This is a genomic window from uncultured Dubosiella sp., from assembly GCF_964018005.1.
GTDB classification, from domain to species: domain Bacteria; phylum Bacillota_I; class Bacilli_A; order Erysipelotrichales; family Erysipelotrichaceae; genus Dubosiella; species Dubosiella muris.
Genome location: NZ_CAXHOA010000001.1, coordinates 86,634 through 110,734, shown reverse-complemented (window position 1 = coordinate 110,734; position 24,101 = coordinate 86,634). Strand labels below are relative to the sequence as shown.

Sequence of the window (24,101 nt, the reverse complement as noted above, 5' to 3'; positions counted from 1 at the left end):
CTCTCCTCCAAAATCCCTTTTTCGTCTCCGCTTTTATTTTACCTTATTTCCAAAGAAAAACGCGAAAGAGTAAAAATTCTTTCGCGTGCTCTTTATTCGATTTCGATTTGAAACGGAAACATCGGCAGCCCCAACGCGTTCCATGTGAGGCATTCCGGGTCGTTTTGCCAGGCGTAGGAAATCGTATGCGCCTTCCCCGCCACGCGTGCGATCCCTTCGCGAATCGGCGCCTCGATCGTTTGATCGTCGACGCAAAGCCGGATGGATCCCTGGTCGATGTTTTCAAAAACAAGCTCGACGTTTTCCTCGCCATGCCGCCATAGGCGCAGCTTCGGATACAAGGCCCGGAGCGCGGGATCGTAAAAAACGCGGCTGACAAGCTGCCCGAGCCGGGTGCCCACGACTTGCTTGTTCGTTGGATGGATATTGTACGAGTCGCCTTGGTCGAGCGTGCAAATCAAATCGACGTTCGGCTTGGCCAAAGCCTGCATCGCCTGCGCCTGCCGCAAGATCGGCCAGGTTTCGACGTACGTTTCCTCTTTATATCCTGGAAGCTGGACGAGAAAGAACGGCACATTGGCCCCTAGCGTGTGGCGCCATTCGTCAATGAGCGTGCCGAGCAAATGCTCGTACTGCCACGCCGATTTCGCGTCTTCCTCGCCCTGATACCACCAAACCGCCTTGAAGGGCCGGTTCAGCACCCGCCGCAGCATCGTGTCGCGCAATCCGCCCGGACGGCCAAAGTCCTTTTTTCCTTTCGGTCCCGGCCATGGCGTGTGGCCAAGCTCGTGCTTCAGCTGGGAAAGAGAGCGCTCAGGATAGGCGCGCTGGTAGTCGGCGACCGCCCGCTGGTACGTTTCCAGCTCGTTTTGGTACGCCGCCCGACAGGCGTCCTCCTCGGCTTCGCTTTGCGTTTCCAGCCCGTCCCAATACGGTTCGTAAAACGCCTGCCGCAGCTCCGGATCTTCCATAAGCGTTTGCTTGCGAATCCAGCAGCTCGCGCTCGTCCCGCCTTTGTAGCAGCCAATCACGCCAAGAGGCACATCGGTGTGGGTCGCGATTTCCAGCAGGGCGTACAAGGCGACCGCGGAAACGTCCTGAACGTTTTGGGCGTTTAATACGCGCCAGGCCAGCGGCTCGTCCCGGCCGTCGCCTTCGTATTCGACCTGGGGCACGCCCATCCAGCGAAAATCCTTGCCGTCCGCCGCTTTTCTCGCTTGCTCGTAATGGTCCTCGCTGCCCAGCGCGAATTCCATATTGGATTGGCCGGCGGCCAAATACAAGTCGCCAATCGCCACGTCGTCGATTTGAATCGTCGTATCCGCGCCAAAAAGCGTGAGTGTCAGCTGGCGGCCCGCTTCCATCGGCGGCAGCGAAAGCGTCCAGCTTCCCGTTGCGTCGACCAACGTTTTCCCGACCTGGTTTGCCAGCTGCACCGTGACGGATTCGCCCGGTTCGCCTGTTCCCCATACAAGGATGGGGTGTTGTCGCTGCAAAAGCATGTGATCGCAAAAACCGTCCGCGATTTTCAGCATACGTCTTCCTTCTTTCCTATTCTTGCACGAGGTCGAGGTCGTATTCGAATCCGTGGTTGTCGGCCACGTCCTTGAGCCAGCGTCCGGATTTTTTGATCGTGCGGCTTTGGTCGTTCAAATCCACCGCGATGAATCCGTACCGGTTTTTGTAGGCGTTGTTCCAGCTCCAGCAGTCGAACGCCGTCCAGGCGTGATAGCCAAAGCAGTTGCTTCCTTCCTGCATCGCTTTGTTCAGCCACGCCAGATGCTCTTCGTAAAAGTCGATGCGGTAATCGTCTTCAATGTGGCCGTTTTCATCGCGGTACTTTTCCTCTCCTTCAACGCCCATGCCGTTTTCAGAGATGAACCACTTGATGTTTCCATAGTCGTTTTGGACGTTTTTCGCGATGTCGTAAATGGCTTTCGGGAAAATTTCCCAGCCGCGGTACGGGTTCATTCGCTTGCCCGGCATGTCGTATTCGGAAAAATACCAATCCGGCATCCAGTTGCCTTCCCGTTTTGTTTCCGGCGCTTTGACGCGTTTTGGATGATAGTAGTTGACACCTAGAAAATCGACGGTGTTTCGTTTGATCGTATCGAGTTCCTTTTCATCGGTTTGCCACAGCACGTTGTCTTTTTTCAAAAGATCGACGAGCGCCGGTGGGAACGTTCCATAAACTGCCGGATCCAAAAAAGCCTTGTTAAAGAAATCGTCCGCGAACCGGGCGGCTTCCAGATCTTCTTTCGATTCGCTGCGTGGATATGCCGGAGTCAAATTCAAGATGATGCCGATTTCACCATCCAGTTTCATGGAGCGGTACGTTTCGATCGCCTTGGCGGAAGCCAGATTGATATTGAATATGATTTGAACAGCTTCCTTTCCTTTTCCAATCAATTTTGGATAGTGGAACCCGTACAAATATCCCGCTTCGGGAATGACCATTGGCTCGTTGAACGTGGTCCAGTAGCGCACGTCGTCGCCAAAGCATTCGAACGCCGTCTTGGCGAACTTGGCAAACAAGTCGACCACGTGCTTGCTTTCCCATCCGCCGTATTTTTCAAGCAATTCGATTGGCATGTCGAAGTGGTGCAAGTTCATCACCAGGGTAATGCCGTTTTTCTTCGCCTCGGCGATCACGTCTTTATAAAACTGCACGCCTTCCGGATCTGGCTCGCCGGTTTCCAAATCTTTGATCAGGCGCGTCCACTGGATGCTCGTGCGAAACGAGTTCATGCCGACTTGCTTCATGAGCGCGAAATCCTCTTTGTATTTATGGTAAAAATCGCTGGCAACATCTGGACCAACCCCGTTAAAGAAATCGTTTCTTTGCACGCGATACCAGTAATCCATCACGTTTTCGTGCCGTTTGTTGAACCATCCTTCGCTTTGCGGACCGGACGTGGCGGCACCCCACCAGAAATCGTCCGGAAATTGTACTTTTTGCTTCTTCATTTCATCGTCCTCTTTTCGTTTAAATTGTAAATGGTTTTCAAATAAATGTCTAGACATATTTTTTGATTTTTTCTATTAGTCTAGACATTTCCTATGGAACCCATATAGAATATACTTAAATTATAATCCAAGGAGGAAAAAACGATGAGCCCAAAATACAAAATGATTTACGACGAGCTGAAAGACGCGATTTTAGATGGTGAATACGGGCCGGGCGCCAAGCTGCCGGACGAGATCACGCTTTGTCAAATTTACGCCTGCTCGCGGATGACCGTGAAAAAAGCGCTGGATATTTTAGTTGAGGAAGGCATGATTTATCGAAAGCAGGGCCAGGGCAGTTTCGTGCTCAACAAGGCGCTCGCCTCCGATCCGTACCAGATGGAGGAGTTTCCGATTGGCGGATTCGACCGTACCCGCCACGAGGAAGTCCAGTCGAAAATCCTGGAGTTCAAGCTCAGCTTCGCTTCCAAGGACGTGGCGCACGCCTTGCATATCAAGGAAAACGAGCCGGTTTACGATATTTTGCGGTTGCGCCTTTACGACGACGAGCCGTACGTGCTCGAGCATACGTTCATGCCTGTCAGCCTGATTCCGGGAATTACCGAGGATGTGCTCAACAAGTCGATTTATTCGTATATCGAACACGATCTCAACATGCACATCGCCAGCGCCCAGCAAACGAGCCGGGCCGACATTTCCAGCGCGCTCGATCACGAAGTGCTTGGCTTGAAGGAAAACGAGCCGGTGCTCGAAGTGGAGCAGATTGCCTATTTGGACAACGGGATCCCGTTTGAGTACTCATTTTCCCGCCATCGTTACGATAAATTTAAATTCACCTCTTTTTCTTTGCGTCGTTAAGCGGTCGGATTTGTATTTCCGGCGATATTTGTTAAAATAAAACCATTGGAGATCAAATCAATGAGCAAAAAGAAAAAAAATATAAAAAAAAGACGAACCAATTTTCGTTACAACGAAAACGATGAACGCACGATTGGCGAAGACATTTTATCGTTTGTCAGCACCTTTCTTGTCGTTTCCATCCTCATCATTCTTGTATCCGCCTTTTTATTCAAGCCGGCGCTGATTCAAGGACGAAGCATGTACCCGAATTTTCAAAACGGCGACCGCGGCGTTTCCAACGTGATTGGCGTCAGCGTGGAAGGCATCCAGCGCGGCGATATCGTGCTGGCTAAAACGACCACCGAAAAAGGCGAGCCGACGACGGTCATCAAGCGGGTCATCGGTTTGCCGGGCGAAACGGTCGAATGCAAGGAAGAGCAAGTGTATATTGACGGAAAGCCGCTGGACGAAAGCGAGTATTTGGACAACGACTACGCCAAAGAGTGGAAAGAGACGAATGGCTATTTCAACTACAACTTCGATCCGGTCACCCTTCAGGAAGACGAGTATTTCCTCATGGGCGACAACCGGCCCATCTCGATGGATTCGCGCGATACCGGCCCTTACAAGAAATCTTCGATTTTGGCGAAAGACTTCCTTGTCGTCTATCCGTTCGAGCACTTTGGCTATTACGAAAAATAGCCGATGCACTACGTCTACATCGTTCGCTGCGCCGACGGCACGCTGTATACGGGCTGGACGACCGATCTTGCCAGACGGGTGCGAGCCCACAACGCGCAAAAAGGCGCGAAATACACCCGGCCCCGGACGCCGGTCATGCTTGTTTACTTTGAAACGTGGGAAGAAAAAGGGATGGCGCTGCGCAGAGAATACGCGATCAAGCAGCTTCCTCGTTCCAAAAAACTCGAACTTATAAAAAACGGCCCCGTTTTTCCTGTTTCCCGTGTCGAATAGACAAGGAACGGATTAAAACGAAGCCGTTTTTTTATTCTCTTTTCCCCCTGGCCACAAACGTCGGGTACCACTTTTGAAACCACAACGTGAACACGCCCAGCAAAGCCGGCGCGATCCACGCCACCATTGGCGGTAAAGCCGGCACGAGAAAGAAAAGCAAATACAAAAAGCCCCAGCTAACCGTCAAAATGCGGTTTGTTTTCATAAAAATCGGATTGTTCCAGGCATCCGGTCCCCCGTATTCGTTCATTGAATACCACGCGGACAGCGGCACTTTCTGGCATGCGCTGACCAGCCAGCACAAGCCAAATCCCAAATACGACAACCGGATGACGAGTGGAAACGACACGCCCGCGACAAGCGATCCGGCCAGTCCGGCGCAGACGATCCAGCCTAGCCGGTCATACTTCGTCAAATTCAGCTGGGGGCTTAGCAAAAACAAAAGAGCGAGTCCCGCGCTTATCAAGCCAAAACCGATCCGCGAAGCGACGGGCGCGCCAATCCAAAGCGCCATCCACGGAACGAGAAAATACAGCATGTTCGTTTGCGGGCCCTTTGGCGCGTGCGCGGCACCGGTTCCAAAAAAATCGTCCCAGCGCAAAAGCAAGTCGAAATCGCCATCGACGGTGTACAGATGCTGCATGAGCGCCTCGTCCCCGCGAATCTCTTCTCTGGCGATGGATTGCCAAACGGCAAAAGGCGTCGTGATGCGGGTCGTGTATGGCAGAAAATCTTCTTTTTTCACCTGGGCGTCCGTCTTGGTCAAGACGATTTGATAGCGCTCGTTTCGGTCGGTGTATTCGAATTCGACGACGCGGTCTTTATCGTAATGGTCGCGATTGTACAACCCGGCCATTTGTCTGGTGAATTGATACGCCTCGGATTGGATGTGTCCGCTTTCCGGTTCGACGCCCCAGCTCGCGTCGGCCAGACGTTCGAACACCGGACGCGGCAAAATCGCCTCCTCCAGCTGGCGGCGGACGGCTTCCGAAATGGATCCGCCGGCAAATTCGCGCCCCGCCTGCCGGACGATGTCCAAATAGCGGGCGCATTCCTTTTTCAGCTCCGGTACGCGAAAGAGCTCCCCTTCCCCGGTGAAAATCGTCGTGTAGCCGTTTTTTCCATAGAGGCGGTCCAGCTGGCTCGTGACGGTTTCATAATTGCCCTGGGCGGTATAAAAGCCGCAAGTCGAAATGAAGATCCATCGCTTTTTCGATAAATCGTAACGGTCGGGATGGCCACCGTATTCGTTTTGCGCATCCATGAATGGAAGCCGAAACGGAAGCTGGCGGTCAAAAACGAGCTTAAGCCGGGAAGGAAGCGAATAGTAGTACAACGGAAAACTGTATACGATCCAGTCCGCCTCTAAAATGCCTTTTAAGATTTTGGTCATGTCGTCGTGGATCACGCATTGGCCCGGCGTTTTGTTCCAGCACGCGAAGCAGCCGCGGCAATCACGCAAATCCATCGCGTAAATGTCGTAGGTTTGGATTTCCAGCTCTTGTTTTTCCCGGGCGCCTTGCAAAAAAGCGTTCGCCAGCTGGATCGAATTGCTGGCGGGCCCTTTGGGCGAGCCATTCAACAATAAAACTTTCATCATCGTTCCTCTTTCTTTTCCTCTTTTATTTTAGCGCACGATTCCCGCAGAAGAAACTTTTCGCAAAAAAAAACCGCTTTTTGCGGTTTTCTGCCTGCCTCTTTTAGGCGTTTTTCTTGTCGACGGCTTCGGTTTGCTTCAAGAACGCTTCCACGTCCTCGGCATCCTGATAGGCGTGCTCCAGCTGATCGTAAATTGTCGTCAGCGCGTTGAGCTCCGTCGTGATGTCCGATCCTTCCGGCTGCAGTTTTTCTTCCAGAGAGTCAGCAACGAGTTCCAAAACGCTTTGCGATTTTACGATATGATCTTTGATTTCCGCCATTTTCTCGGCTGGGATTTCCATCATTTCCTGTTGTGCTGTTAATTCGGTTTTTTCCATTGTGATACACCTCATTTCCATGTATCTCTATTGTACTCAATGTTTTTCTTTTCCTATAACAATTTGCACAAGTTTATCCAAGCCGGCTCAAGACGCCTCGCCTTCCAGCTTCTCCATCTTTTCTTCCCACTCTTTCGTGTAGGCCGCGATCTCGTTGTGCTTTTCGTCGATTTGCGCGTCCAGCTCCTCCATCTTTCGATAGTCCTGATAGTATTCGGGCTCGAACCGCAGCTCGCGCAGCGCCTCCAAATCAACTTCCGCCTCCTCCAGCAGCTTTTCCAGCTTGGCGACCCGGTTTTTGAGCGCCTTGCTTTCGTTGAAAGAAAGCTTCTCCTGCTTGATTGGCGCCGGAGCCGCAACGGCTTCCCTGGCCGCTTCGACAAGCGTGTGCTGCGCTTTCTTTTCAAGATATTCCTCGTAGCCGACGTTGTACACTTTGCTTGTGGCGCCCATTTCCATAATGCGGTTGGCCATCTTTTTTAAAAACATTCGATCGTGGCTGACGAATAAAATCGTTCCGTCGTACGCTTCCAGCGCTTTTTCAAGCGCCTCCTTGGCGGGAATGTCGAGGTGGTTGGTTGGCTCGTCGAGCAGTAGGACGTTGTCGTGGGCCAGCATCAGGCAAGCCAGGGCGAGCCGGACTTTTTCGCCGCCGGATAAATTGTACACTTCTTTGAACACCTCGTCCTGGGTGAACAAAAAGCTGGCCAGCGTGTTGCGCAGCTGCGTCTGGTCGGTTTGCGGATACGCGTCCCACAACGTGTCCAGCACGGTTTGGCTGGAGGTGATTTGCGCGCTGTCCTGGTCGAAGTAGCCTAAGTCGATTTGATGGCCGAAATGAAAGCTGCCGCCCAGAGCCGGAAGTTTTTCGACGAGCGTCTTGATGAAGGTCGACTTTCCGATTCCGTTCGGACCGACAATGCCTAGACGATCGCCTTTCATGACGAGCAAATCGACTTCGCAAAGCGGATCGGTGTAGCCGATTTGCAGGTGGTCGACTTCCAAAACGCGTTTTCCGCCTTTGCGTCCGCTGGTGAAGCGGGCTTTGATCGCGCTTTGATCCGTTTTGACATCCTCGATTTTTTCCATCCGGTCCAAATACTTGATTTTGGATTGGGCGAAAGCCGCCTTGTTTTTTTTGTAGCGAAATTTTTCGATAAGAGCCGAAATGCGGGCGATTTCCTCCTGCTGGCGGACGAAGGCGTCATGGTTTCGCTCAATGTACTCCTCTTTCGCTTTGACATAGTGCGAATACGATCCGGGAAAGCGCATCGTTTTGCCAAACTCGATTTCGACGATCTCGTCCACCACGTGATCCAAAAACATCCGGTCGTGGCTGACGAGAATGACGGCGCCGGGATAGTGGCGCACATAGCCTTCCAGCCACTCGATCGACTCGATGTCAAGATGGTTCGTTGGCTCGTCCAGCAGTAAAACGTCCGGCTTGGTGAGCAGCAGCTTGACAAGCCCGATCCGGGTCCGTTGTCCGCTGGAAAACTCGCGAAGCTTTTTATGCAGATCGGCTTCTTCGAACTGAAAATGAAAAAACACGTTTTTTAGCTCGTATTCGTAATCGTATCCGCCAAGCGCTTCAAACCGGTTTTGCAGTTTCTCGTATTTTTCCAGCTGGGCGCTGGACGCGTCGTGCTCGAGCACAAGCGCCTGGCTTTCCAGACGGGCCTGCAAGGTGGTCAGCTCGTCGAAAACGGTGAGCAGCTCTTCGTACACGGTTCGCTCCTCGTCTTCAAACGTGATTTGGGACAAGTAGCCAATGCGCGTTCCGCTGGCGATCACGACCGAGCCTTGATCGGGCTCTTCCAAATGGCAGATCATTTTCAAAAGCGTCGTTTTTCCGCATCCATTGCGTCCAACGAGCGCGATTTTCTCGTTTCCTTTGACGGTGAGCGAAGCGTCGGACAACACGTCCTGGGCTCCAAAAGATTTATATAGATGACTCGCTTGCAGCTTCATCCGAATCAACCTCCTTTAATTGAAAATACGAGGCAAGACCTTGCGCGAGCGACTTGGCGATCTTGTCCTGGTTGGCCTGGTAGTAGTCCACGCTATCGCTGCTGGCGATGTTGGCGTATTCGAACATCAAGCCGTACATGCCGTCGTGGCTGGCGTACGTTCCGTTGCCGACCTGGTTGTATTGTCCGGCGTACGTCGCCTTCCCTCCGCTTTCGCGGATGGCGGGATTGATCGTAAACGGCGTGACGTTGTACTCGTTGTCCACGATGTTCGTGTCAAAGATGACGCCATTGGCCAGCAAGTCGGTTGTCGTGTATGGATAGTCGAGCTCGATGCCGTTTTGCGTCATGATGTAGGCCATCTCGTTGGCGAGCGAGGCGTTGGTCAGCGGCGAAACGATAAAGAACGGCCGGTTGACACTCTCTTCATCGCACATCGACAAATTCAGGAACACCTTCGCTTGATGCTCATAGCCTTGCCCGACGCGTCCGTTCTCGCCGTAGTAGCTTGGCGTGGAGTCCGGATTCCGGCTGATGAGCACTTTGAGGCCATAGCGCTCCAACTCGGTTTTGACTTTCTGGGCCAGCTCGTAAGATGCCTGCGCCTCGCTGATTTGGCCGCTGGCGAACCCCGGCTCCAGTTCCTGGGTCAGCTCGTTGAAGACGTTGCCGCTCGGGTCGATGACCACGTCGACGATCTCGCTTTGCGGAATCGTGTCTTTCACGACTAAAAACGCGTAGTTGTTAGCAAGCTCCACATTGAATTTGCGGAAAATGTCTTTATCCGCTTCCAAGGTGATGTTTTTGACTTTTCCGCCGCGGCGCATCGTGACAAGCGGCTTGGATGTGAACGCTTTGTCAAAATAAACCCGCTTTTTGATGTACTGGTCGTAAATGAACACCTCATAGGCGCCTTCGTCGAGCTGCCCAAGCGGGATCGCGCCATCCGCGCTGCCGGAAAACGTAAAATTGTATTCTTTTCCTGTTTCAATGTTGCGCAACACGAGCGCTTTGCCCATGAACGGATCGAGGTTTTCCTGCTCGGCGTCGTACGGGTTGCCGAACATCGAAAGCGTTTCTCCGTAAAACAAGTAGTCTTGCGCTTTGTATTCGTTGTCAAACTGGCGCTCGACTTCGCCCCGGATCGTGCTGGTGTCGATAGTTTCAATGTAGTCCTGCGTGATTTTGTCCAGCTCGTTTGGCTTGTTGCAATAAACGAAACCCAAAATAAGCAAGGCGGCGACGGCCAGGACGATGCCTACCCAGTGCCGCGGTGTCAGCGATTCAATTTTTTTCTTTATCTTCGACCCTTTCGGGATTTTTTTTACTTTTTTCATGCTTCAATTCATCGTCCTCGCGGACGAATTTCCCCTTGGCTTTAAGTATAACAGTTAATTTTTCTTTTGCGAATGGAACATGCAGAAATAAGAAAGAGAATCCTTTTATTTTTATTTTCTTTTCGTTAAGATAAAGGTATGGCAAAAATCAATCGAAAAAAACAAATTCGCAATTTGGCCTTTTTGGGGCTGGCGCTTGCATGCGTCGCGGCGGCTGGCTTTGGCTTGTCGCGCCTTGGAAGGACAAAGGACGAACCCAAACAAAAACAAGACAAAAAAGAAGAAAGAGCGTATGAGCCGCTCACCGCCGCGCAATACGCCAAGGCGAACGTCAACGAGCTCGGCAACGTGCCGATCATGATGTACCACGGCATTCAAAACATGAGCAACGCGGACACCCCCTATACAGGCGGCAACATCGACGTGGACGGCTACCAGCGGACGGCCGAGGCGTTTCGCAACGATTTGCGGTTTTACTACGACCAGGGCTACCGCATGATTCGTTTGAGCGACTACGTGGATGGCAATGTCGATGTCGAACCGGGAAAGAGCCCGCTCATTTTAACGTTTGACGACGGCCTCGACAACAACATCCTCGTGACCGGTCTGGACAAGGACGGCAACATCGAGATCGACCCCAACAGCGCCGTCGGCATTTTGGAGGCGTTCAAAAAGGAGCATCCGGACATGAACGTGACGGCGACGTTTTTCGTGAACCAGGGGTTGTTTTCGCAACCGGAATACAACGAGAAGATCTTGAAATGGCTCGTGGAGCATGGCTACGACGTGGGCAACCACACGATGAACCATCCCGATTTTTTAACGATCGACCAGGCGCAAACCGAGCAGGAAGTCGGCGGCGTGTACGAAAAGCTGGAGGAAATCATTCCGGGAAAATACGTGCCAATCGTGGCGCTGCCGTTTGGCTCGCCTTACGATTTGGAGCATCCGAACATGGCTTCCATTTTCCAGGGAACGTTCAACGGCAAGCCGTATACGACCAAGAGCACGCTGCAAGTGGCGTGGGAGGCGGACGCTTCCCCGTATTCGAACGCGTTCAACCCGACGTTTTTAAAACGCATCCGCGCTTACGACAACAACGGCGAGAACTTCGACATTCAAATGAATTTCGACCGGCTGAACACGTCGCGCTACATTTCGGACGGCGATCCGGACACGATCGTCTATCCGGAATCCGAGCAAGCCAGTCTGGGGGAAACGTATGGAAAGAAGCCGATTCCCTACACGCCGGCTGAATAATCAAAAGACCATCGCGCGATGGTCCTTTTCTTTTACATGCGGGATCCGTTAGTTGCAATGACGTTTTGATACCACGCGAAGCTGTCTTTTTTGACGCGTTGCAGCGTTTTGAGATCTTTCTCCTGGCGGTCGATGTACACGAAGCCGTACCGCTTTTGATAGCCCTGGTGCGTGCTGACCAGATCCATGAACGCCCATGGACAATACCCGATCAAATCGACGCCGTCGCTGAACGCGAGGCGGGCCTGTTCGAAGTGGCGACGCAAGTAGTCGACGCGGTAGGCGTCGTGCACGGTGCCGTCGTCTTCGAGCGCATCCCTTGCGCCGATGCCGTTTTCGGTAATGAGGATGGGCAAATGGTAGCGGTCGTACACGCGGCGCAGCGTCGTGCGCAAACCGACGCTGTCGATTTGCCAGCCAAACTCGGTCGTTTCGAGCAAGTCGTTCGTCTCGGCCCGGTACACCCCTTCCTCGCCGACCATTGTCTGCTGGTCGCCGTTGCGCGGCGCCCGGTCATGCCCGTCGTTTTTGGCGGCGGACACGGTCGCGGTGGCGTAGTAGTTGACGCCGAGAAAATCGGGTTTGGCGCTTGCCAAAAGATCCATGTCGCCGGCTTCCATGCGGGGAACGAGTTCTTTTTCCTCCATATACGCCCACGCGATCGGGTTGTAGACGCCTTTGACGGCGACGTCCAAATACAGCCAGTTGCGGATGGCTTCCCAGTTGTCGGCGGCGACGACATCTTCGGGTTTGCACGTTTTCGGATACACGGCGATGATGTTCGGGGCCGGGCCGATTTTGCCTTCGGGCACGAGTTCATGGCATAGATTAGTCGCGATCGCGCCCGCCAAAAGCATGTGGTGGTTTTGCTGGTAAAGCTCTTTGTTCGTTGGCGTCTTGCCTGGATTCATCGCGGCGGGATGGTTGATCATGACGTTTTGCTCGTTGATGGTCAGCCAGTATTTCACTTTGTCGCCGTACTCCTGAAACAGGGTTTTGGCGTATTGCGCGAACGCGTCGATCGTTTCCCGGTTGCTCCAGCCGCCGTTTTCATACAGGGCGAGCGGCAAATCGAAGTGGTACAAGGTCACGACGGGCTCGATGCCGCTGGCGACGAGTCGGTCGATGAGCGTGTGGTAAAACGCGACGCCTTCCGGATTGATTTCCCCTTTCCCTTTTGGAAAGATCCGGCTCCACGAAATGGAGAACCGGTACGCCTTGAGGCCAAGCTCCTTCATGAGCGCCACGTCCTCCTCGACGTGGTGGTAGTGGTCGCTGGCAACCGAGAAGTCGGAAAGATCGGCGGGATGGTGCAGATCCTGGATGGATGGCCCTTTGCCGTGGCTCTCGCTGGCCCCTTCGACCTGGTAGGCGGATGTGGACGCGCCCCATAAAAAGTCGTTTGGAAATGGTTTTGGTGTGGTGTGGAACATAAACTTACCCCTTTCTTTTCAAGACGTCCTGCCCGGCTTCAACGCGGCCCTGCCCGACGAGTTCGATGTCTTCATACATAGCGGAATTGGTGACGATGACCATCGTCTGCGTATTGTATCCTTCCTGTTCAATGGCTTCGCGGTCGAAATGGACGAGCGGTTGTCCGGCTTGGACGTGTTCGCCTTGCTCGACAAACGTTTCGAAGTGTTTTCCGTTGAGTTCGACGGTGTTGATGCCGATGTGGATCAAAATTTCCATGCCGTCTTCGGCCGTGATGCCAATGGCGTGCTTGCTTGGAAACAGCGCGCTAACCATGCCGTCGACCGGTGAGAACACGTCGCCGGATTCCGGTTCGATGACGAGTCCTTTGCCGAGCGCCTCGCTGGCGAACGCTTCATCTTTGGCTTGCGAGAGCGGTTTGACAAGACCGGCTAGCGGCGCGGCGGCGACGCCGGGTTTCGTATGCGTCTGGATAGCTTCGATCGTTTTCGCTTCCTGTCCCTTTTCTGCATGGAGCGAGAAGATGTAGGTGAGCGCAGCGGAGACGACGCAGCTGATGACGATGGCGATGATGATGTTGTAGAAGAACGTCATCGTGTTGTCGCCGATGTACAAGAGCACGGCGGGCAGGCCGCTCGATCCGGTGGCGAAGCGGTGGGTGTGCGTCAGGCCGGCGTACAATCCGCCGCACGCGCCGCCGATCATGCTGGCGACAAGCGGATATTTCTTAGGCAGGTTCACACCGTAGAGGAGCGGTTCGGTGATGCCCATGTACGCGGTGATAAAGCCGGATGTGGCGATTTGTTTTTCCTTTTTGTTTTTGGTGCGTAAGGCGACGACCAGTCCCGCGGACGCCTGAGCCATGTTGGAGCAGACGCATCCGGGTCCAAAGATGGAGTCGTAGCCGAGGTTGGCCATTTGCATGACGCCTAGAGGCGCGACGCCGTTGTGGATGCCGAACATGACCATGACAGGCAGCAGCCCGCCGATGAGCAACGCGGGCGCCCAGGCGGCGTTTTCAGCCAGGTAGTTGAAGACGACGGCGAGCCACGATCCGACAATGTTGCCAAGTGGCCCAAGCACCGAGAACGCGAGCGTTCCCATGATGAGGAAGACGAGCAATGGCACGAAGACGAGGTTGATGGCTTTAGGCACGACGCGGTTGAGCCACTTTTCAACGTACGACTGCACGAAGACGATCAGCAGGATCGGGATGACGCTGTTGGCGTAGCTGACAAGCGGGAACGGGATGATTTCAAAGAAGCGCACCCCTTCCTGGGCGGTTACGAACGCGTTCCATGTCGGGTGCATGAGGATGCAGGCGACGCCGGCGGCCAGGATCGGATTGCATTTGAGCTTCTGGGCTTCGGTGAACGCGAGCAGGACCGGCAGGAAGTAGAAGATCGCGTCGGCGAACATGTTGAGCAGCGCGTACGTTTGCGACTCGTTGGAGATGAGTTTGAAGACGACGAGCAGCGCGAGCACGGCTTTGACCATACCGGCTCCGGAGAGCGCGGGGATGATGGGCTGGAACGTGCCGGCCACGAAGTCGATGATCGTGTTGACGATGCCCTTCTTTTCGACGGGCTGGCTGTCGTTTCCTTTTTTGAGGTCGACTTTCTTTTCGATTTCCTCGAAGACGTCGGCGACGTGGGTGCCGATGACGACTTGGTAGACGCCGGCGTTGATCATGACTTTGGCGACGCCGTCCATCGCTTCGAGCGCTTTCGTGTCGGCTTTCGATTCGTCTTTGAGTTTGAAGCGAAGCCGGGTCTGGCAGTGATACACATCGTTGATGTTTTCTTTTCCGCCGACTTTTTCAATGATTTGTTCGGCGAGCTGGGTGTACTTTTTCGACATAATTTTTTTCCTCTCTTTGTTGACACCCATAAAATACCAAAGGAAAACAGCGGAGAAAACAGACGAAGGAGCACTTAAAACTTTGTTTTATGAAAACGATTTCAGCGCGGTCTTTTGACGAAACTTCGCGAAAAAAAAACACCAATCATTCTTTGAGATCGGTGTTTTTGAGGCGCCCTTGTTCGAGCTGTCTTGCGCTGCGCTGGCGGTACGCGTCGTTTTTTTCGTACTGGCGTTCGAAGACGGACGCGAACAGGACGTTGAATACGTAGTTGAGCGATTCCTCGGTCGAGAAATTGGCAACTTTGGTGTAGAGGCGCTCGCGCGAGCACATGGTCAGGATCGTGTCGGTGCTTTGGCGCAGCAAGTTGTCGCCCCCGCTTGTGATGCCGATGAGCGGGACGTTGTTTTCGCGTAAATACGGCACGATGTTGAGGGGCTCGACGCTGGCGTTGTTGCCGGAATACGACACGATGATGGCGACGTCGTGCTGGTCGAGGCGCATGGCTTGCATGCCCATTTCCCGGGAATTGGAAATTTCAACGACTTTGCCGATGGAGAGCATCTTGCGGCGAAAGAGTTCGGCGACGCCGGTGTTGGGCGAGATGCCGAAGATCATGACGCGGCGGGCGCGGACGATCAAATTCGTGCAGCGAACGACCTGGTCGAGGTCGAGATGGTCGCGTGTGTCTTCGATCGTTTTGATTTGCAGGCTGGCGATCTTGGTGGCGATGTCGCTGGTCGTGTCCCCTTTTTGAAACGGATAGTTGAAGTCGACATCGGCCATTTCCTTTTCGACTTGCCCTTCCCGAATCAAATCTTTTTTGAGGTCTTTCCATCCTTCGTAGCCAAGCGTTTTGGCGAACCGGACGATGGATGCCTTGGATGTGTACGTGTGGGTGGCGATTTCCTGGATCGAATACGTGTGGATCGTGTCCATGTTTTTTAAGATAAACTCGCCAATGTTTTTGCGGCCGTCATCGTACGTGACGACGAGCTCTTCGACTTTTTGAATTAGAAACATATCTTCTTCCCCTTTATTTTTTTCTATCCCTGTTCTGATTTTAGCGGATATGGGTTGAAAAACAAGGGATTTTATCAAAGATACTTTCTAGCATTTTTTAATAACTTGTTTTTGTCTATGAATATCGCATCAGAAAAAGCGAGAATTGTCAATTAGGACTTCTTACATATTCCTCTAATCCTTGGCGTGTACTATACCTAAAGAATCTAAAGCTCTTGTGTAAGATATGTATTTTTCATTGTTTGACATTTCATCTGTAAAACTCAAAACATATTCAAATTCTAAACCTTTTTCCTCTCCATAAGTAAATTCTTCTTTATTGCTATTTATGATTTTTTGAATATTATCTCTATTTTTATAAATTAAAATGGCACATCTAGCTCGAGGATTTTAATTCCTGAGAAGAGCAGTCAAATTGATCAATCATTTCTCTATAACTCTCTCATCATTCCTCCATCGCTTCATAAAGTGCTTCCTCACATTCTTCTTCAGAATCGTAATCACTTGGGTCGATTTCATAGTCGATATACGCTGAATCATGAGAATCATACCAAGCCAATTTTTCTTCGTATAACGCCTCATCGTAATCCTCTTCCGTTTCATAATCTTCCGGATCAAGGTCGGCAAAAAAGAAGCAGTCATCTTCCCGTTCTTCGCGCCAGCCGTATTTCATTTCATAAAGCGCTTCGTTGTATTCCTCCTCCGTTTCATAATCTTTAGGGTCGATCTCATACGACCATTCATAATCGCATGTGTCCCTCCACCCATACTTCGCCTTTTCCAGAGCTTCCTCGTATTCTGCTTCGGTTTCATAATCTTCCGGATCAACATCGTAATTCAAATCAATTTCACAGTAATTTCGCCAGGCTGTTCTTTCCTCTTCTAAAGCTTCTAAAAATTCATCCTCTGTTTCATAGTCTTCTGGATCAAGATCGCAATCGCTATAATCTTCACGCCAACCATACTTTGCTTCATAAAGATCGTCCTCATAGTCTTGTTCCGTTTCATAATCATTTGGATCAAGACCATATATATCACCATCCTCGCAATTTAACCTCCATTTATATTTTTCCTCAGCTTTTCTTTTCTCAAACAGTTTATACATAAAGTAAACTTTTAACCAGGTAATGTCATTTTTTTTCCTTTCCATAAAAATTCTCCTTTTTTATAAAAACCTTCTTACAACCTCAATGCCACATAAAACTTCTGTACATAGTTATTGTCCATCGCCACCTGTAACTTCTCATGATATTTTGGATCCTTTACGATTTCTACGAGCCCCTTGTTTCTTTCTTCCAGTCTTCGAATGACTTCCTCGGAAGGGACGGAATTGCTTTTGGAAGAGTTGACCGATTTTGATGTAATGACCAAATTCCAAATGTCATCACTATACATGAAGGACCACGGTATGACATGGTCAATGGAAATGTCATTGGCTTCAAGAACTTTTCCGGTATAGAGGTCAATGATGTTTCCGTCTTCCGTTTGCGTCAACAAAATGTGCTTGAACTTCGAGAGATTGTTTCGTCGTATTTTGGCATCCGAAATTCCTTTTACCTTTAACGCGATTTTGGGCGCGCTATTGAACTTTTCAAGCAACTGGGCCCACTTGTAGTTTAAAAGCTGTGACAAAATGAACGCGTATTCTTTGATTTCTTTCACCTGCTTTCGAGTAAACATGACATGCATGTTTGACCGGTCGAGTTTGTAAATCTCGTTCTCGACAGTCTTTCCATCCTTTTTCGTGTTTTTAAACCGCCAGCACACATCCACCTTCAATGTTTTCGCGATTTGTGAAATGCGTTCCGCGTAAAAAGCAGGATTCGACATTAAGTCCTGCTGCGCCCGGTCAAACCATACTGGAATATTCGAACGTCGCAAATCCTTCACAAACTCGATGCATTTTTCCGTTTCCTGCACAAGGATCGGCCTTTTGTTTGGATTTGGACTTTGCTTTAAATTGAAAAAATATGTCTGATTCCAATAGTATTTGAGCATCTTCTCGGCAATTTGAACAAATGGAATTACCAGATCATGGTTTTCATCTTTCGATTCATAAATGATCTCGATCAATGCGCGTCCCCAAGCCAGCTTGTACGTGTTCTCGTTGTTCATGTTCTCGATAATGTCCAGCCACAAATTGATATAATCGGTCATCGTTTACTCCTCGATCACATATTCCAAAAAGATCTTCTTTTCAAACTTTCCATTCGATTTTGTCTTTTGGTTGACAAGATCTCATTTAAATCCAATCCGTAGCTTTTCTGCAACGCTTCCAACACCTCGAGCACATCGGCCATTTCCAAAATCATCGCTTCTTTTGAAGGTGCATCCCTGAGCTCATTCACTTCCTCTAACAGTTTTTGCTTGAGCGTTTTTCGATATGCCGTTTCATCCAGACTGCATATCTGGCAAGTTTTTCCATCTTTCGTGATCATTTCCGGAATCCGGTCACGCACCAGCTTGTTATAAACGATTTTCATCTTGTTTATCCTCGATCAATTATCCTGTAGAATAATGTCTCTTTGCACGATTGCCTCATATTGCCCAAGAGATTCTATTTCAACTTCCATAGATTGATGAATGGATGGAAACTTCCACATTTTCTTCATTCCCTGCTGATATTTATTTTTGTTTTTCTGAGCCATCGTTTTCTTCATTTTCACATCCTATTTCTCTCTTTATAAAAAAATAATAAGCAACAATCATCCTCTTGCGAACATCATTGCTTATTGTGAAACAAAATATCGTAATTTTTGTATTACTTTTTTTAAATATTATAGCAGGGTTTGTAAGCGCTTTAAAGAATAATTGATGATGAATTATCTTGATTGGCCTAATGATCAAGTACCCGCTATATCTTGGATCTAAATGTTGTAGTCCATCATAAATAAAAATTACTTTCCAACTACAGGAAAGAGAGGTGTTGATCATACACCTTTTACACCGTCAATCGCAGCAAACTATCATACACAAATAATTCCCTTTTATTTAAAGCTGATTTACATTTTTCTAGGGGAAAGTCTAACCATATTTCACACTTTTCTAGGGGAAAATCGCGTAAAAAAAGTGGCATCCATCTTTCTTCTCCGGTTTTAAAGAAAGAAAATTTCTACCACTTTTATTCCAATTACTCTACACCTAACGCTTTGAATACCGCGTCCTTCGGATCCGTATAAAAAATTAATTGAAAATGACCAATCAGTTCTGCCGGTACTGACGCCAGATCCGCAGCCGATACGATGGGAAGCAACACTTTTTTGGCTCCGCAATCCAAACACAACTGCAACGTATGCGCGAGCTCATCCACTTTATGGAGGGTTCCGGCAATCGAAATATCGCCAAGAACAGCAGTACCGCTGATGACTGATTTTCTTAAGCCAATCGACACTAAGGAAATCGTCGCCGATAACGACAACGTATCCGTCATCCCAATGCCTTGCAAGTCTTGCACATTCAAAACAAAATCATTGTTGGCCATGGACAAGGAACGGCTCATTGTGCTGACGTTCGCTTTTAAATAGTTATAGGCTGTATTTACCGCTTCTTTCGCTTTTGAATCAAAGGTATGACCTTGTCGGACGTTTCTTAATCATTGAAAACAATCATCCTCAATTCTACCTTCAACATGTTTGGTGATGAACCGGAGTAAGTATATACTGTTCGACTCGGTTAAACTAATACATATAACAAATAATTTATTTAAAGCATCAAATTACTCTCGTGATAAGAAAAGGCTTCGTGAAATCCTTTTCTTATGAATAGAAAGTTAAAAATTTAAATATTTATTCCTCAATGTTAGCTTCAAAGATGCATTCGTCAAGATTTGTTGTTTCGCTTTTTCTATATAATCATTATCAAGTTCCTTATTCGCAAGTCCTTTTGATATTTCTTTTTTCAAATTACAAATCAACAATAGTTTCTCATAATCCCTTTCTTGAATGATTTCTTTAATTTCTAATATCTTAGATTCATATACACCCTCTATATTAAAATTTGTAATCTCCTGCAAATTGGATTTCATCCTTTCTAAAGAACTATCTTCTTCTATTTTTTGAGTGGCTAATTTCTCATCAATTGCAGTTTTGGTACTCGTTAATGCTATTCTTTCTATTTTTTTTTCTACAATAGAGAAAAACTTATTTTTAAATTCTTTTATCCTATCGCTATAGTCTTGCGGAAAAAATATCTTCAGCACACCATTTAAAACGCTATCGTCTAGTAATAGCATTTCAATTTCATTAACCGGAATAACTACTATATTATTACTTTGGGCATTCTCTATATATCCCTTCGAATGATTATCTCCATCAATTATTCCATACGCTTCAGCATTTAACCATGTCATTTTAGATAAAACGCTTCGATATCTCACAACTTCATGATGTCCTCCCACTGGAATAATAGTATATTTTTCTCCCAAAATAGCTCGGTAGATATAATAATCTAAGCTTGATTTATCATCTCCTTCGCAAAACACGATTGGTTTATTGCTACCCAATATCTCTGTCATTAATGTTTGAGGAAGTTCAAAGTTATTATCTAAAAAATCAAATTCCCATTTATTAGGGTATTCGAACTCTTTGATCCAAGCAATTTGAATTCCATTTCTTCCAAGAACAAAGTCAATTGAATGAGTAATAAAAATAAACTGGCAATCCTTCCTTTCTTCTAATAACAAATCCCATAAAGTATTCGTTAAAGAAGGATTTAAATATGTTTCAGGTTCATCTACAACAATAAAGCTATCTTTTTTAGCCATTAGAACACTCATGATATAATATAAAACTGACTTTTCTCCTTCAGAAAGTCCATTCACATGGTAATGTTTATCTCCTTTTTCACAAAATAAATGTTGGAAGGACTCTGGATTATATTTCAATTGAATATTAGGAAAAAGTGTATTAAAAATCCTTCTTGTTTTATCAAAGACAGTTTTATCATTCTCAGATTTAATTCCTTTATCATGACATTCCGTTAAATATGAAACATGATTTGCTCCCATAGCTATAATTAATTTAGTAAACTGATTATTTTGAAAACAGAAATACTCATAATCATTAAACGTTTTGCTTTTGTTAATATTATTTTCTAGCAACATTTTCTCTAAATCTAACATTCTTGTAGTCAACACATTTGAATCATTCAATGAAAAGAATAAATTTTTTTGTGCTGGAATAACCGAGATATATTGCTTATCTTCACCTTTTAAAGCATTTGCCAAACTTGTCTTTCCACTTCCGTTACCGCCGATTAAAACAATATCATTCTTATATTTCGAAAAATCTTGTAACAAAATTATACTTGCAAAGATTTTAGATAAATCCTCGTAATATAATAACTCGTAAAATATATATTGATTTCCAAATACTAACAGTTCTGAATCATTAGATGATAGAAGATTATTTTCATTTTGCATATAATCTGATTGTAAATATTGATTATACAGTAATATACATTCATCTATCAAATTATTCATATGTTTGCTCAACATATTTTCTTTTACAATATCTAAATTAATTAAAGAATTTAAGAACTCGATTTGTCTATTTACATAACCACAATCATTTTTATAGAGTTCATCAAATCTATCTTCGGAATAAATTACTGGCTTCCCATTTACATTATCCGTCGTTCTCAATTTGAAAGTGTCTAAATAAAATCCTTTTAAAATATCATAATTATCGTTCAAATACTTCTTATACGCCTCCCAATAGTATTGGATTTTATTTAATTGCTGTTTTTTATCTTCCATTTTCTTCACCTATGTATCACTTTTATAATCTATCATTTTTTGATTGATTTATTTTTATTTCCTTTTGGTCCCAGATTGCGAATAGCTTGAGCGCAAATCTCTGTTAACGGTTCGCCAATAGCTGCTTTATAATTAAATCCAAGCAATTGCATTGTTTTAAGAGTATCGACAGTTATCAACTCTTTAATTTGTTCAAAACTATTAAGTTGATCATTTTCATCAAATTCTCCAAATTTTTTAAAAATATCTAATGCTTTCGTAATTGTAGCCTGTAAATGTTTTATATCTTCTTCACTAATATTAATTCTCTCTACTTCCGATCTATACTCTTGTGCAATATGTACTGCTTCTTCTCTCTCGGTAAGTAATTCGCTGATTATTTCATCATATGCATTACGAATATCTTCAATATTTTTTTCGTTTTTTATTACTTTAACTCTTTTTCTTACAGCCGAAGCAGTCCCTTTTACAGCCATTTTTCCAAGTTCTACGCCTAATTCAGCTATATGTTGAGCATATAAATCATCCATTTTTTTCTTTCTCCTTCTTATTTATCAAAATACTCCAACTCTTTTAATGACAAGCCTTTTACTAGGATTTGCTTATCCTTTTCTTCAATTGGTTTTAATTTCTCTAGTGCTTTAAAATAATCGAGATCACCAAAAATGCTATTATTTGAAGCACTGACTAAAATCATCTTCCATTCCGTTACTCCGTCAACATGTCGGTCTTTCGGTAAGCCCGCATCTGTATCTTCGATTAGAATAAGGTCCCCTTGTTTTCCTTTTAAATAAACTCATAACATCAACACACAAACGGAATCAAATGGTATTTTACTTTCCGCTCGTACTCTTTATATCCATCTGATATTTTTTATAATATCTTCGTTTTATTCTCGATTCGCTTCACCAGAATGAGAGGATAGGTCAAAAAAATCAGAAATGAATATGAAGAACCGAGGACTAATAGCATTGATAAGAACAAGAACACGGTTATCATATACATCGGATGTCGAACAATCCCATATAACCCGGCATCAATGACTTTTTGATTTTTTTGACCTTCAATGATGGGGGATAAATATATATTCTCTCTTAATACTTCCGCATCAAAAGATACAATCCAAAGAAAAAGAGGGTTCCAAATCAAATTACCCAGTTTGGCAAAATCAACCATTGATAACGCACATTCAACCCGGCAATCGTAAAGCCAGCCACAAACATGACTCCACTCAATACGATCGTTGTTCTTTGTTCCAATTTTTCTTCTTTTACCTTCAGCCGTTTAGCAAGTAACATGGGATTTTTAACTATTATAACAAATCCTGCAATAAACATTGAGATAAACAAAACCCCTATAAATAGTTAACCATTACAATAACCGGATGTTCTGGCACATCCAAATCAAAATCCTATTACTAGAAGCACTCCAGCTACAAAACGAACTAAGCCTCTTATCAATAATTTTGTTTTCATCTTCTTATTCCACAATTGAAATTCCCGAATCAGCAAACACGCCATTCACCTGCTCATCAAGCCACTGTTTTGTAAACAACGTCGAATACTGCCGCTGCGAATGCGCCTGCGCCAGCTGTTCCGTATAGTCTTTCAACGGATAAATGTGAAAGTTCGTGTACTCCCCCTCAAAATGATTCACGATCGGAATGATTTGCGGATCCAGCACTTCCACCTGTTTTTCACCCGTCTTCTTCAACGTAAACTGCGCAATCGCGCCCACTTCGTACATATCCTGAAACGTCTCGTCGGCCCGGTCCACCAAATACGCCGAAGAAATCAAATTACCCAGCGAATAAAAGCACAACGTCTTGTTACCATTGGCCCCCGTCAACCAGGTCGCCGACTGAATCGTGTGTGGATGGTTGCCCACGATCACATCGGCTCCCGCGTCCGCGATCTGCTGCGAAAGCACGGTCTGCGCCTCGTTCAATTCATACGTAAACTCCGTGCCCCAATGCATGCACACAATGACGCAATCGCTTTGCGCCTTCGCTTTGGCGATATCGTCCATCAACACCGCGATCCTGTCGCTGTACGCGTCCCAGAAAATATTGACCCGCCAGTCCGTATCCGCCGGCTGGTTCGTCGCGTATGTCCACGAAACGACACCGATCCGGATCCCGTTCACATCCGCGAACGATACAGCGTCCCGCTCTTCCGGTGACAAAAACGCCCCCGTATGGCCAATGGACTGCGCGTCCAGATTTTGAATCGTCTTCTCCAATCCTTCCACGCTGCGATCCATCGCGTGGTTGTTGGCCAGCGTCACGTATTCAATCGAATTGTCCTTCATGTTTTTTGCCGTCTCTGCCGGCGCGTTAAAACAATAATCCGCGCCCGCCAAACCAAGCGCCTCTCCCGCGATTGGCACTTCCAGATTCGCCAGCGTCCAGTCGTCGTTGGCAAAATACGGCGAAAGATCCGCCATATAGTCGCCCCAGCCTCCATTGCCAAACGCGTTCACGAAGCCATCCTCCAGCAGCAAATCCCCCGTCACCGTGATCCGCGCCGTATCCGCCGGTTCTTCTTTTTGCTCGACCACATCCTCGTTCTTCGCCGTTGTCAAACGGGAAGAAACAAACGCGTGGACTCCCCAAACGATCCCGCCCGTCAACGCGAGCGCAACCCCCGCAACCAGCGCGATTCTTCCTTTGTGTATTTTTCTTTTTCTCTTCATGGATAAAAA

Annotated in this window: 21 protein-coding genes and 1 pseudogene; 4 read left to right on the top strand and 18 right to left on the bottom strand. The window is 47.5% G+C overall.

Annotation, left to right across the window (positions count from 1 at the left end):
* Nucleotides 1-92: 92 nt before the first annotated feature.
* Both ABNS49_RS00540 and ABNS49_RS00535 read right to left on the bottom strand, forming a co-directional pair.
* On the bottom strand, nt 93-1,535 hold the full coding sequence (locus ABNS49_RS00540; protein ID WP_288342652.1) for a sialate O-acetylesterase: 1,443 nt from the start codon (nt 1,533-1,535) through the stop codon (nt 93-95).
* A 16-nt stretch (nt 1,536-1,551) separates the two neighbouring features.
* Nucleotides 1,552-2,967 (bottom strand): glycoside hydrolase family 1 protein, encoded by a 1,416-nt coding sequence (locus tag ABNS49_RS00535; RefSeq protein WP_288342654.1) that lies wholly within the window; start codon nt 2,965-2,967, stop codon nt 1,552-1,554.
* Nucleotides 2,968-3,111: 144 nt separating this feature from the next.
* Between ABNS49_RS00535 and ABNS49_RS00530 the strand changes: the two genes are divergently transcribed.
* From ABNS49_RS00530 to ABNS49_RS00520, 3 genes are read left to right on the top strand one after another with little or no spacing between them, the layout of a single operon-like run.
* Complete coding sequence (locus ABNS49_RS00530) at nt 3,112-3,825, top strand: GntR family transcriptional regulator (protein WP_135979902.1); 714 nt, start codon at nt 3,112-3,114, stop codon at nt 3,823-3,825.
* A gap of 60 nt (nt 3,826-3,885) precedes the next feature.
* Complete coding sequence (gene lepB / locus ABNS49_RS00525; protein ID WP_277820785.1) at nt 3,886-4,509, top strand: signal peptidase I; 624 nt, start codon at nt 3,886-3,888, stop codon at nt 4,507-4,509.
* A 3-nt stretch (nt 4,510-4,512) separates the two neighbouring features.
* A complete protein-coding gene (locus tag ABNS49_RS00520) occupies nt 4,513-4,782 on the top strand; it encodes a GIY-YIG nuclease family protein (protein WP_135979903.1) in 270 nt (89 codons plus the stop codon).
* Between the two features lie 31 nt (nt 4,783-4,813).
* Here ABNS49_RS00520 and ABNS49_RS00515 read toward each other — a convergent pair whose 3' ends face one another.
* The 4 genes from ABNS49_RS00515 to ABNS49_RS00500 form a co-directional block, all read right to left on the bottom strand.
* Nucleotides 4,814-6,382 carry an NAD(P)H-dependent oxidoreductase gene (locus ABNS49_RS00515; protein ID WP_135979904.1) on the bottom strand — a complete coding sequence of 523 codons (1,569 nt, stop codon included), beginning with the start codon at nt 6,380-6,382 and terminating at the stop codon, nt 4,814-4,816.
* Between the two features lie 100 nt (nt 6,383-6,482).
* Nucleotides 6,483-6,758: a hypothetical protein gene (locus ABNS49_RS00510; RefSeq protein WP_135979905.1), complete on the bottom strand. Its 276-nt coding sequence runs from the start codon at nt 6,756-6,758 to the stop codon at nt 6,483-6,485.
* Nucleotides 6,759-6,845: 87 nt separating this feature from the next.
* On the bottom strand, nt 6,846-8,729 hold the full coding sequence (locus ABNS49_RS00505; protein WP_135979906.1) for an ABC-F family ATP-binding cassette domain-containing protein: 1,884 nt from the start codon (nt 8,727-8,729) through the stop codon (nt 6,846-6,848).
* A complete protein-coding gene (locus tag ABNS49_RS00500) occupies nt 8,701-10,065 on the bottom strand; it encodes an N-acetylmuramoyl-L-alanine amidase (protein WP_135979907.1) in 1,365 nt (454 codons plus the stop codon). The genes ABNS49_RS00505 and ABNS49_RS00500 overlap by 29 nt, the downstream gene beginning before the upstream one ends.
* Nucleotides 10,066-10,203: 138 nt before the next feature.
* Between ABNS49_RS00500 and ABNS49_RS00495 the strand changes: the two genes are divergently transcribed.
* Complete coding sequence (locus ABNS49_RS00495) at nt 10,204-11,325, top strand: polysaccharide deacetylase family protein (protein ID WP_348687638.1); 1,122 nt, start codon at nt 10,204-10,206, stop codon at nt 11,323-11,325.
* Between the two features lie 32 nt (nt 11,326-11,357).
* Here the strand turns inward: ABNS49_RS00495 and ABNS49_RS00490 are convergent, their stop codons facing one another.
* From ABNS49_RS00490 to ABNS49_RS00435, 12 genes and pseudogenes are all read right to left on the bottom strand, one after another.
* Complete coding sequence (locus ABNS49_RS00490) at nt 11,358-12,758, bottom strand: glycoside hydrolase family 1 protein (protein ID WP_135979909.1); 1,401 nt, start codon at nt 12,756-12,758, stop codon at nt 11,358-11,360.
* Nucleotides 12,759-12,762: 4 nt separating this feature from the next.
* The gene (locus ABNS49_RS00485) at nt 12,763-14,619 is read right to left on the bottom strand and encodes a beta-glucoside-specific PTS transporter subunit IIABC (RefSeq protein WP_135979910.1); all 1,857 of its coding nucleotides are present in this window, start codon (nt 14,617-14,619) and stop codon (nt 12,763-12,765) included.
* A 145-nt stretch (nt 14,620-14,764) separates the two neighbouring features.
* Nucleotides 14,765-15,643, bottom strand: coding sequence for a MurR/RpiR family transcriptional regulator (locus tag ABNS49_RS00480; protein ID WP_135979911.1), 879 nt, complete (start codon nt 15,641-15,643; stop codon nt 14,765-14,767).
* A 445-nt stretch (nt 15,644-16,088) separates the two neighbouring features.
* Nucleotides 16,089-16,793 (bottom strand): hypothetical protein, encoded by a 705-nt coding sequence (locus ABNS49_RS00475; protein ID WP_135979912.1) that lies wholly within the window; start codon nt 16,791-16,793, stop codon nt 16,089-16,091.
* Nucleotides 16,794-16,822: 29 nt separating this feature from the next.
* Nucleotides 16,823-17,800 carry an HNH endonuclease domain-containing protein gene (locus tag ABNS49_RS00470; protein WP_135979913.1) on the bottom strand — a complete coding sequence of 326 codons (978 nt, stop codon included), beginning with the start codon at nt 17,798-17,800 and terminating at the stop codon, nt 16,823-16,825.
* Nucleotides 17,801-17,814: 14 nt separating this feature from the next.
* On the bottom strand, nt 17,815-18,126 hold the full coding sequence (locus ABNS49_RS00465) for a nucleoside triphosphate pyrophosphohydrolase (RefSeq protein WP_135979914.1): 312 nt from the start codon (nt 18,124-18,126) through the stop codon (nt 17,815-17,817).
* Nucleotides 18,127-18,141: 15 nt separating this feature from the next.
* Nucleotides 18,142-18,303, bottom strand: coding sequence for a hypothetical protein (locus ABNS49_RS00460; protein WP_168353551.1), 162 nt, complete (start codon nt 18,301-18,303; stop codon nt 18,142-18,144).
* A 470-nt stretch (nt 18,304-18,773) separates the two neighbouring features.
* A pseudogene (locus ABNS49_RS00455) lies at nt 18,774-19,184 on the bottom strand (ATP-dependent Lon protease); the annotation flags it as partial.
* Between the two features lie 228 nt (nt 19,185-19,412).
* Complete coding sequence (locus ABNS49_RS00450) at nt 19,413-21,398, bottom strand: AAA family ATPase (RefSeq protein ID WP_135979915.1); 1,986 nt, start codon at nt 21,396-21,398, stop codon at nt 19,413-19,415.
* Nucleotides 21,399-21,430: 32 nt separating this feature from the next.
* Nucleotides 21,431-21,928 (bottom strand): hypothetical protein, encoded by a 498-nt coding sequence (locus ABNS49_RS00445; RefSeq protein WP_135979916.1) that lies wholly within the window; start codon nt 21,926-21,928, stop codon nt 21,431-21,433.
* A gap of 17 nt (nt 21,929-21,945) precedes the next feature.
* Nucleotides 21,946-22,095, bottom strand: coding sequence for a hypothetical protein (locus tag ABNS49_RS00440; RefSeq protein ID WP_168353552.1), 150 nt, complete (start codon nt 22,093-22,095; stop codon nt 21,946-21,948).
* A 782-nt stretch (nt 22,096-22,877) separates the two neighbouring features.
* Complete coding sequence (locus ABNS49_RS00435) at nt 22,878-24,092, bottom strand: CapA family protein (RefSeq protein ID WP_168353553.1); 1,215 nt, start codon at nt 24,090-24,092, stop codon at nt 22,878-22,880.
* Nucleotides 24,093-24,101: the final 9 nt, after the last annotated feature.

What these genes read in the sequence shown, in the direction of transcription:
- ABNS49_RS00520 (WP_135979903.1), top strand. Translation starts at nt 4,513, where the DNA reads ATGCACTACGTCTACATCGTTCGCTGCGCCGACGGCACGCTGTATACG.
- ABNS49_RS00450 (WP_135979915.1), bottom strand. Translation starts at nt 21,398, where the DNA reads ATGGAAGATAAAAAACAGCAATTAAATAAAATCCAATACTATTGGGAG.
- ABNS49_RS00475 (WP_135979912.1), bottom strand. Translation starts at nt 16,793, where the DNA reads ATGGAAAGGAAAAAAAATGACATTACCTGGTTAAAAGTTTACTTTATG.
- ABNS49_RS00495 (WP_348687638.1), top strand. Translation starts at nt 10,204, where the DNA reads ATGGCAAAAATCAATCGAAAAAAACAAATTCGCAATTTGGCCTTTTTG.
- ABNS49_RS00465 (WP_135979914.1), bottom strand. Translation starts at nt 18,126, where the DNA reads ATGAAAATCGTTTATAACAAGCTGGTGCGTGACCGGATTCCGGAAATG.
- ABNS49_RS00530 (WP_135979902.1), top strand. Translation starts at nt 3,112, where the DNA reads ATGAGCCCAAAATACAAAATGATTTACGACGAGCTGAAAGACGCGATT.
- lepB (WP_277820785.1), top strand. Translation starts at nt 3,886, where the DNA reads ATGAGCAAAAAGAAAAAAAATATAAAAAAAAGACGAACCAATTTTCGT.
- ABNS49_RS00470 (WP_135979913.1), bottom strand. Translation starts at nt 17,800, where the DNA reads ATGACCGATTATATCAATTTGTGGCTGGACATTATCGAGAACATGAAC.
- ABNS49_RS00515 (WP_135979904.1), bottom strand. Translation starts at nt 6,382, where the DNA reads ATGATGAAAGTTTTATTGTTGAATGGCTCGCCCAAAGGGCCCGCCAGC.
- ABNS49_RS00510 (WP_135979905.1), bottom strand. Translation starts at nt 6,758, where the DNA reads ATGGAAAAAACCGAATTAACAGCACAACAGGAAATGATGGAAATCCCA.
- ABNS49_RS00505 (WP_135979906.1), bottom strand. Translation starts at nt 8,729, where the DNA reads ATGAAGCTGCAAGCGAGTCATCTATATAAATCTTTTGGAGCCCAGGAC.
- ABNS49_RS00540 (WP_288342652.1), bottom strand. Translation starts at nt 1,535, where the DNA reads ATGCTGAAAATCGCGGACGGTTTTTGCGATCACATGCTTTTGCAGCGA.
- ABNS49_RS00535 (WP_288342654.1), bottom strand. Translation starts at nt 2,967, where the DNA reads ATGAAGAAGCAAAAAGTACAATTTCCGGACGATTTCTGGTGGGGTGCC.
- ABNS49_RS00480 (WP_135979911.1), bottom strand. Translation starts at nt 15,643, where the DNA reads ATGTTTCTAATTCAAAAAGTCGAAGAGCTCGTCGTCACGTACGATGAC.
- ABNS49_RS00485 (WP_135979910.1), bottom strand. Translation starts at nt 14,619, where the DNA reads ATGTCGAAAAAGTACACCCAGCTCGCCGAACAAATCATTGAAAAAGTC.
- ABNS49_RS00460 (WP_168353551.1), bottom strand. Translation starts at nt 18,303, where the DNA reads ATGAAGAAAACGATGGCTCAGAAAAACAAAAATAAATATCAGCAGGGA.
- ABNS49_RS00500 (WP_135979907.1), bottom strand. Translation starts at nt 10,065, where the DNA reads ATGAAAAAAGTAAAAAAAATCCCGAAAGGGTCGAAGATAAAGAAAAAA.
- ABNS49_RS00490 (WP_135979909.1), bottom strand. Translation starts at nt 12,758, where the DNA reads ATGTTCCACACCACACCAAAACCATTTCCAAACGACTTTTTATGGGGC.
- ABNS49_RS00445 (WP_135979916.1), bottom strand. Translation starts at nt 21,928, where the DNA reads ATGGATGATTTATATGCTCAACATATAGCTGAATTAGGCGTAGAACTT.
- ABNS49_RS00435 (WP_168353553.1), bottom strand. Translation starts at nt 24,092, where the DNA reads ATGAAGAGAAAAAGAAAAATACACAAAGGAAGAATCGCGCTGGTTGCG.
- ABNS49_RS00440 (WP_168353552.1), bottom strand. Translation starts at nt 22,095, where the DNA reads ATGATTTTAGTCAGTGCTTCAAATAATAGCATTTTTGGTGATCTCGAT.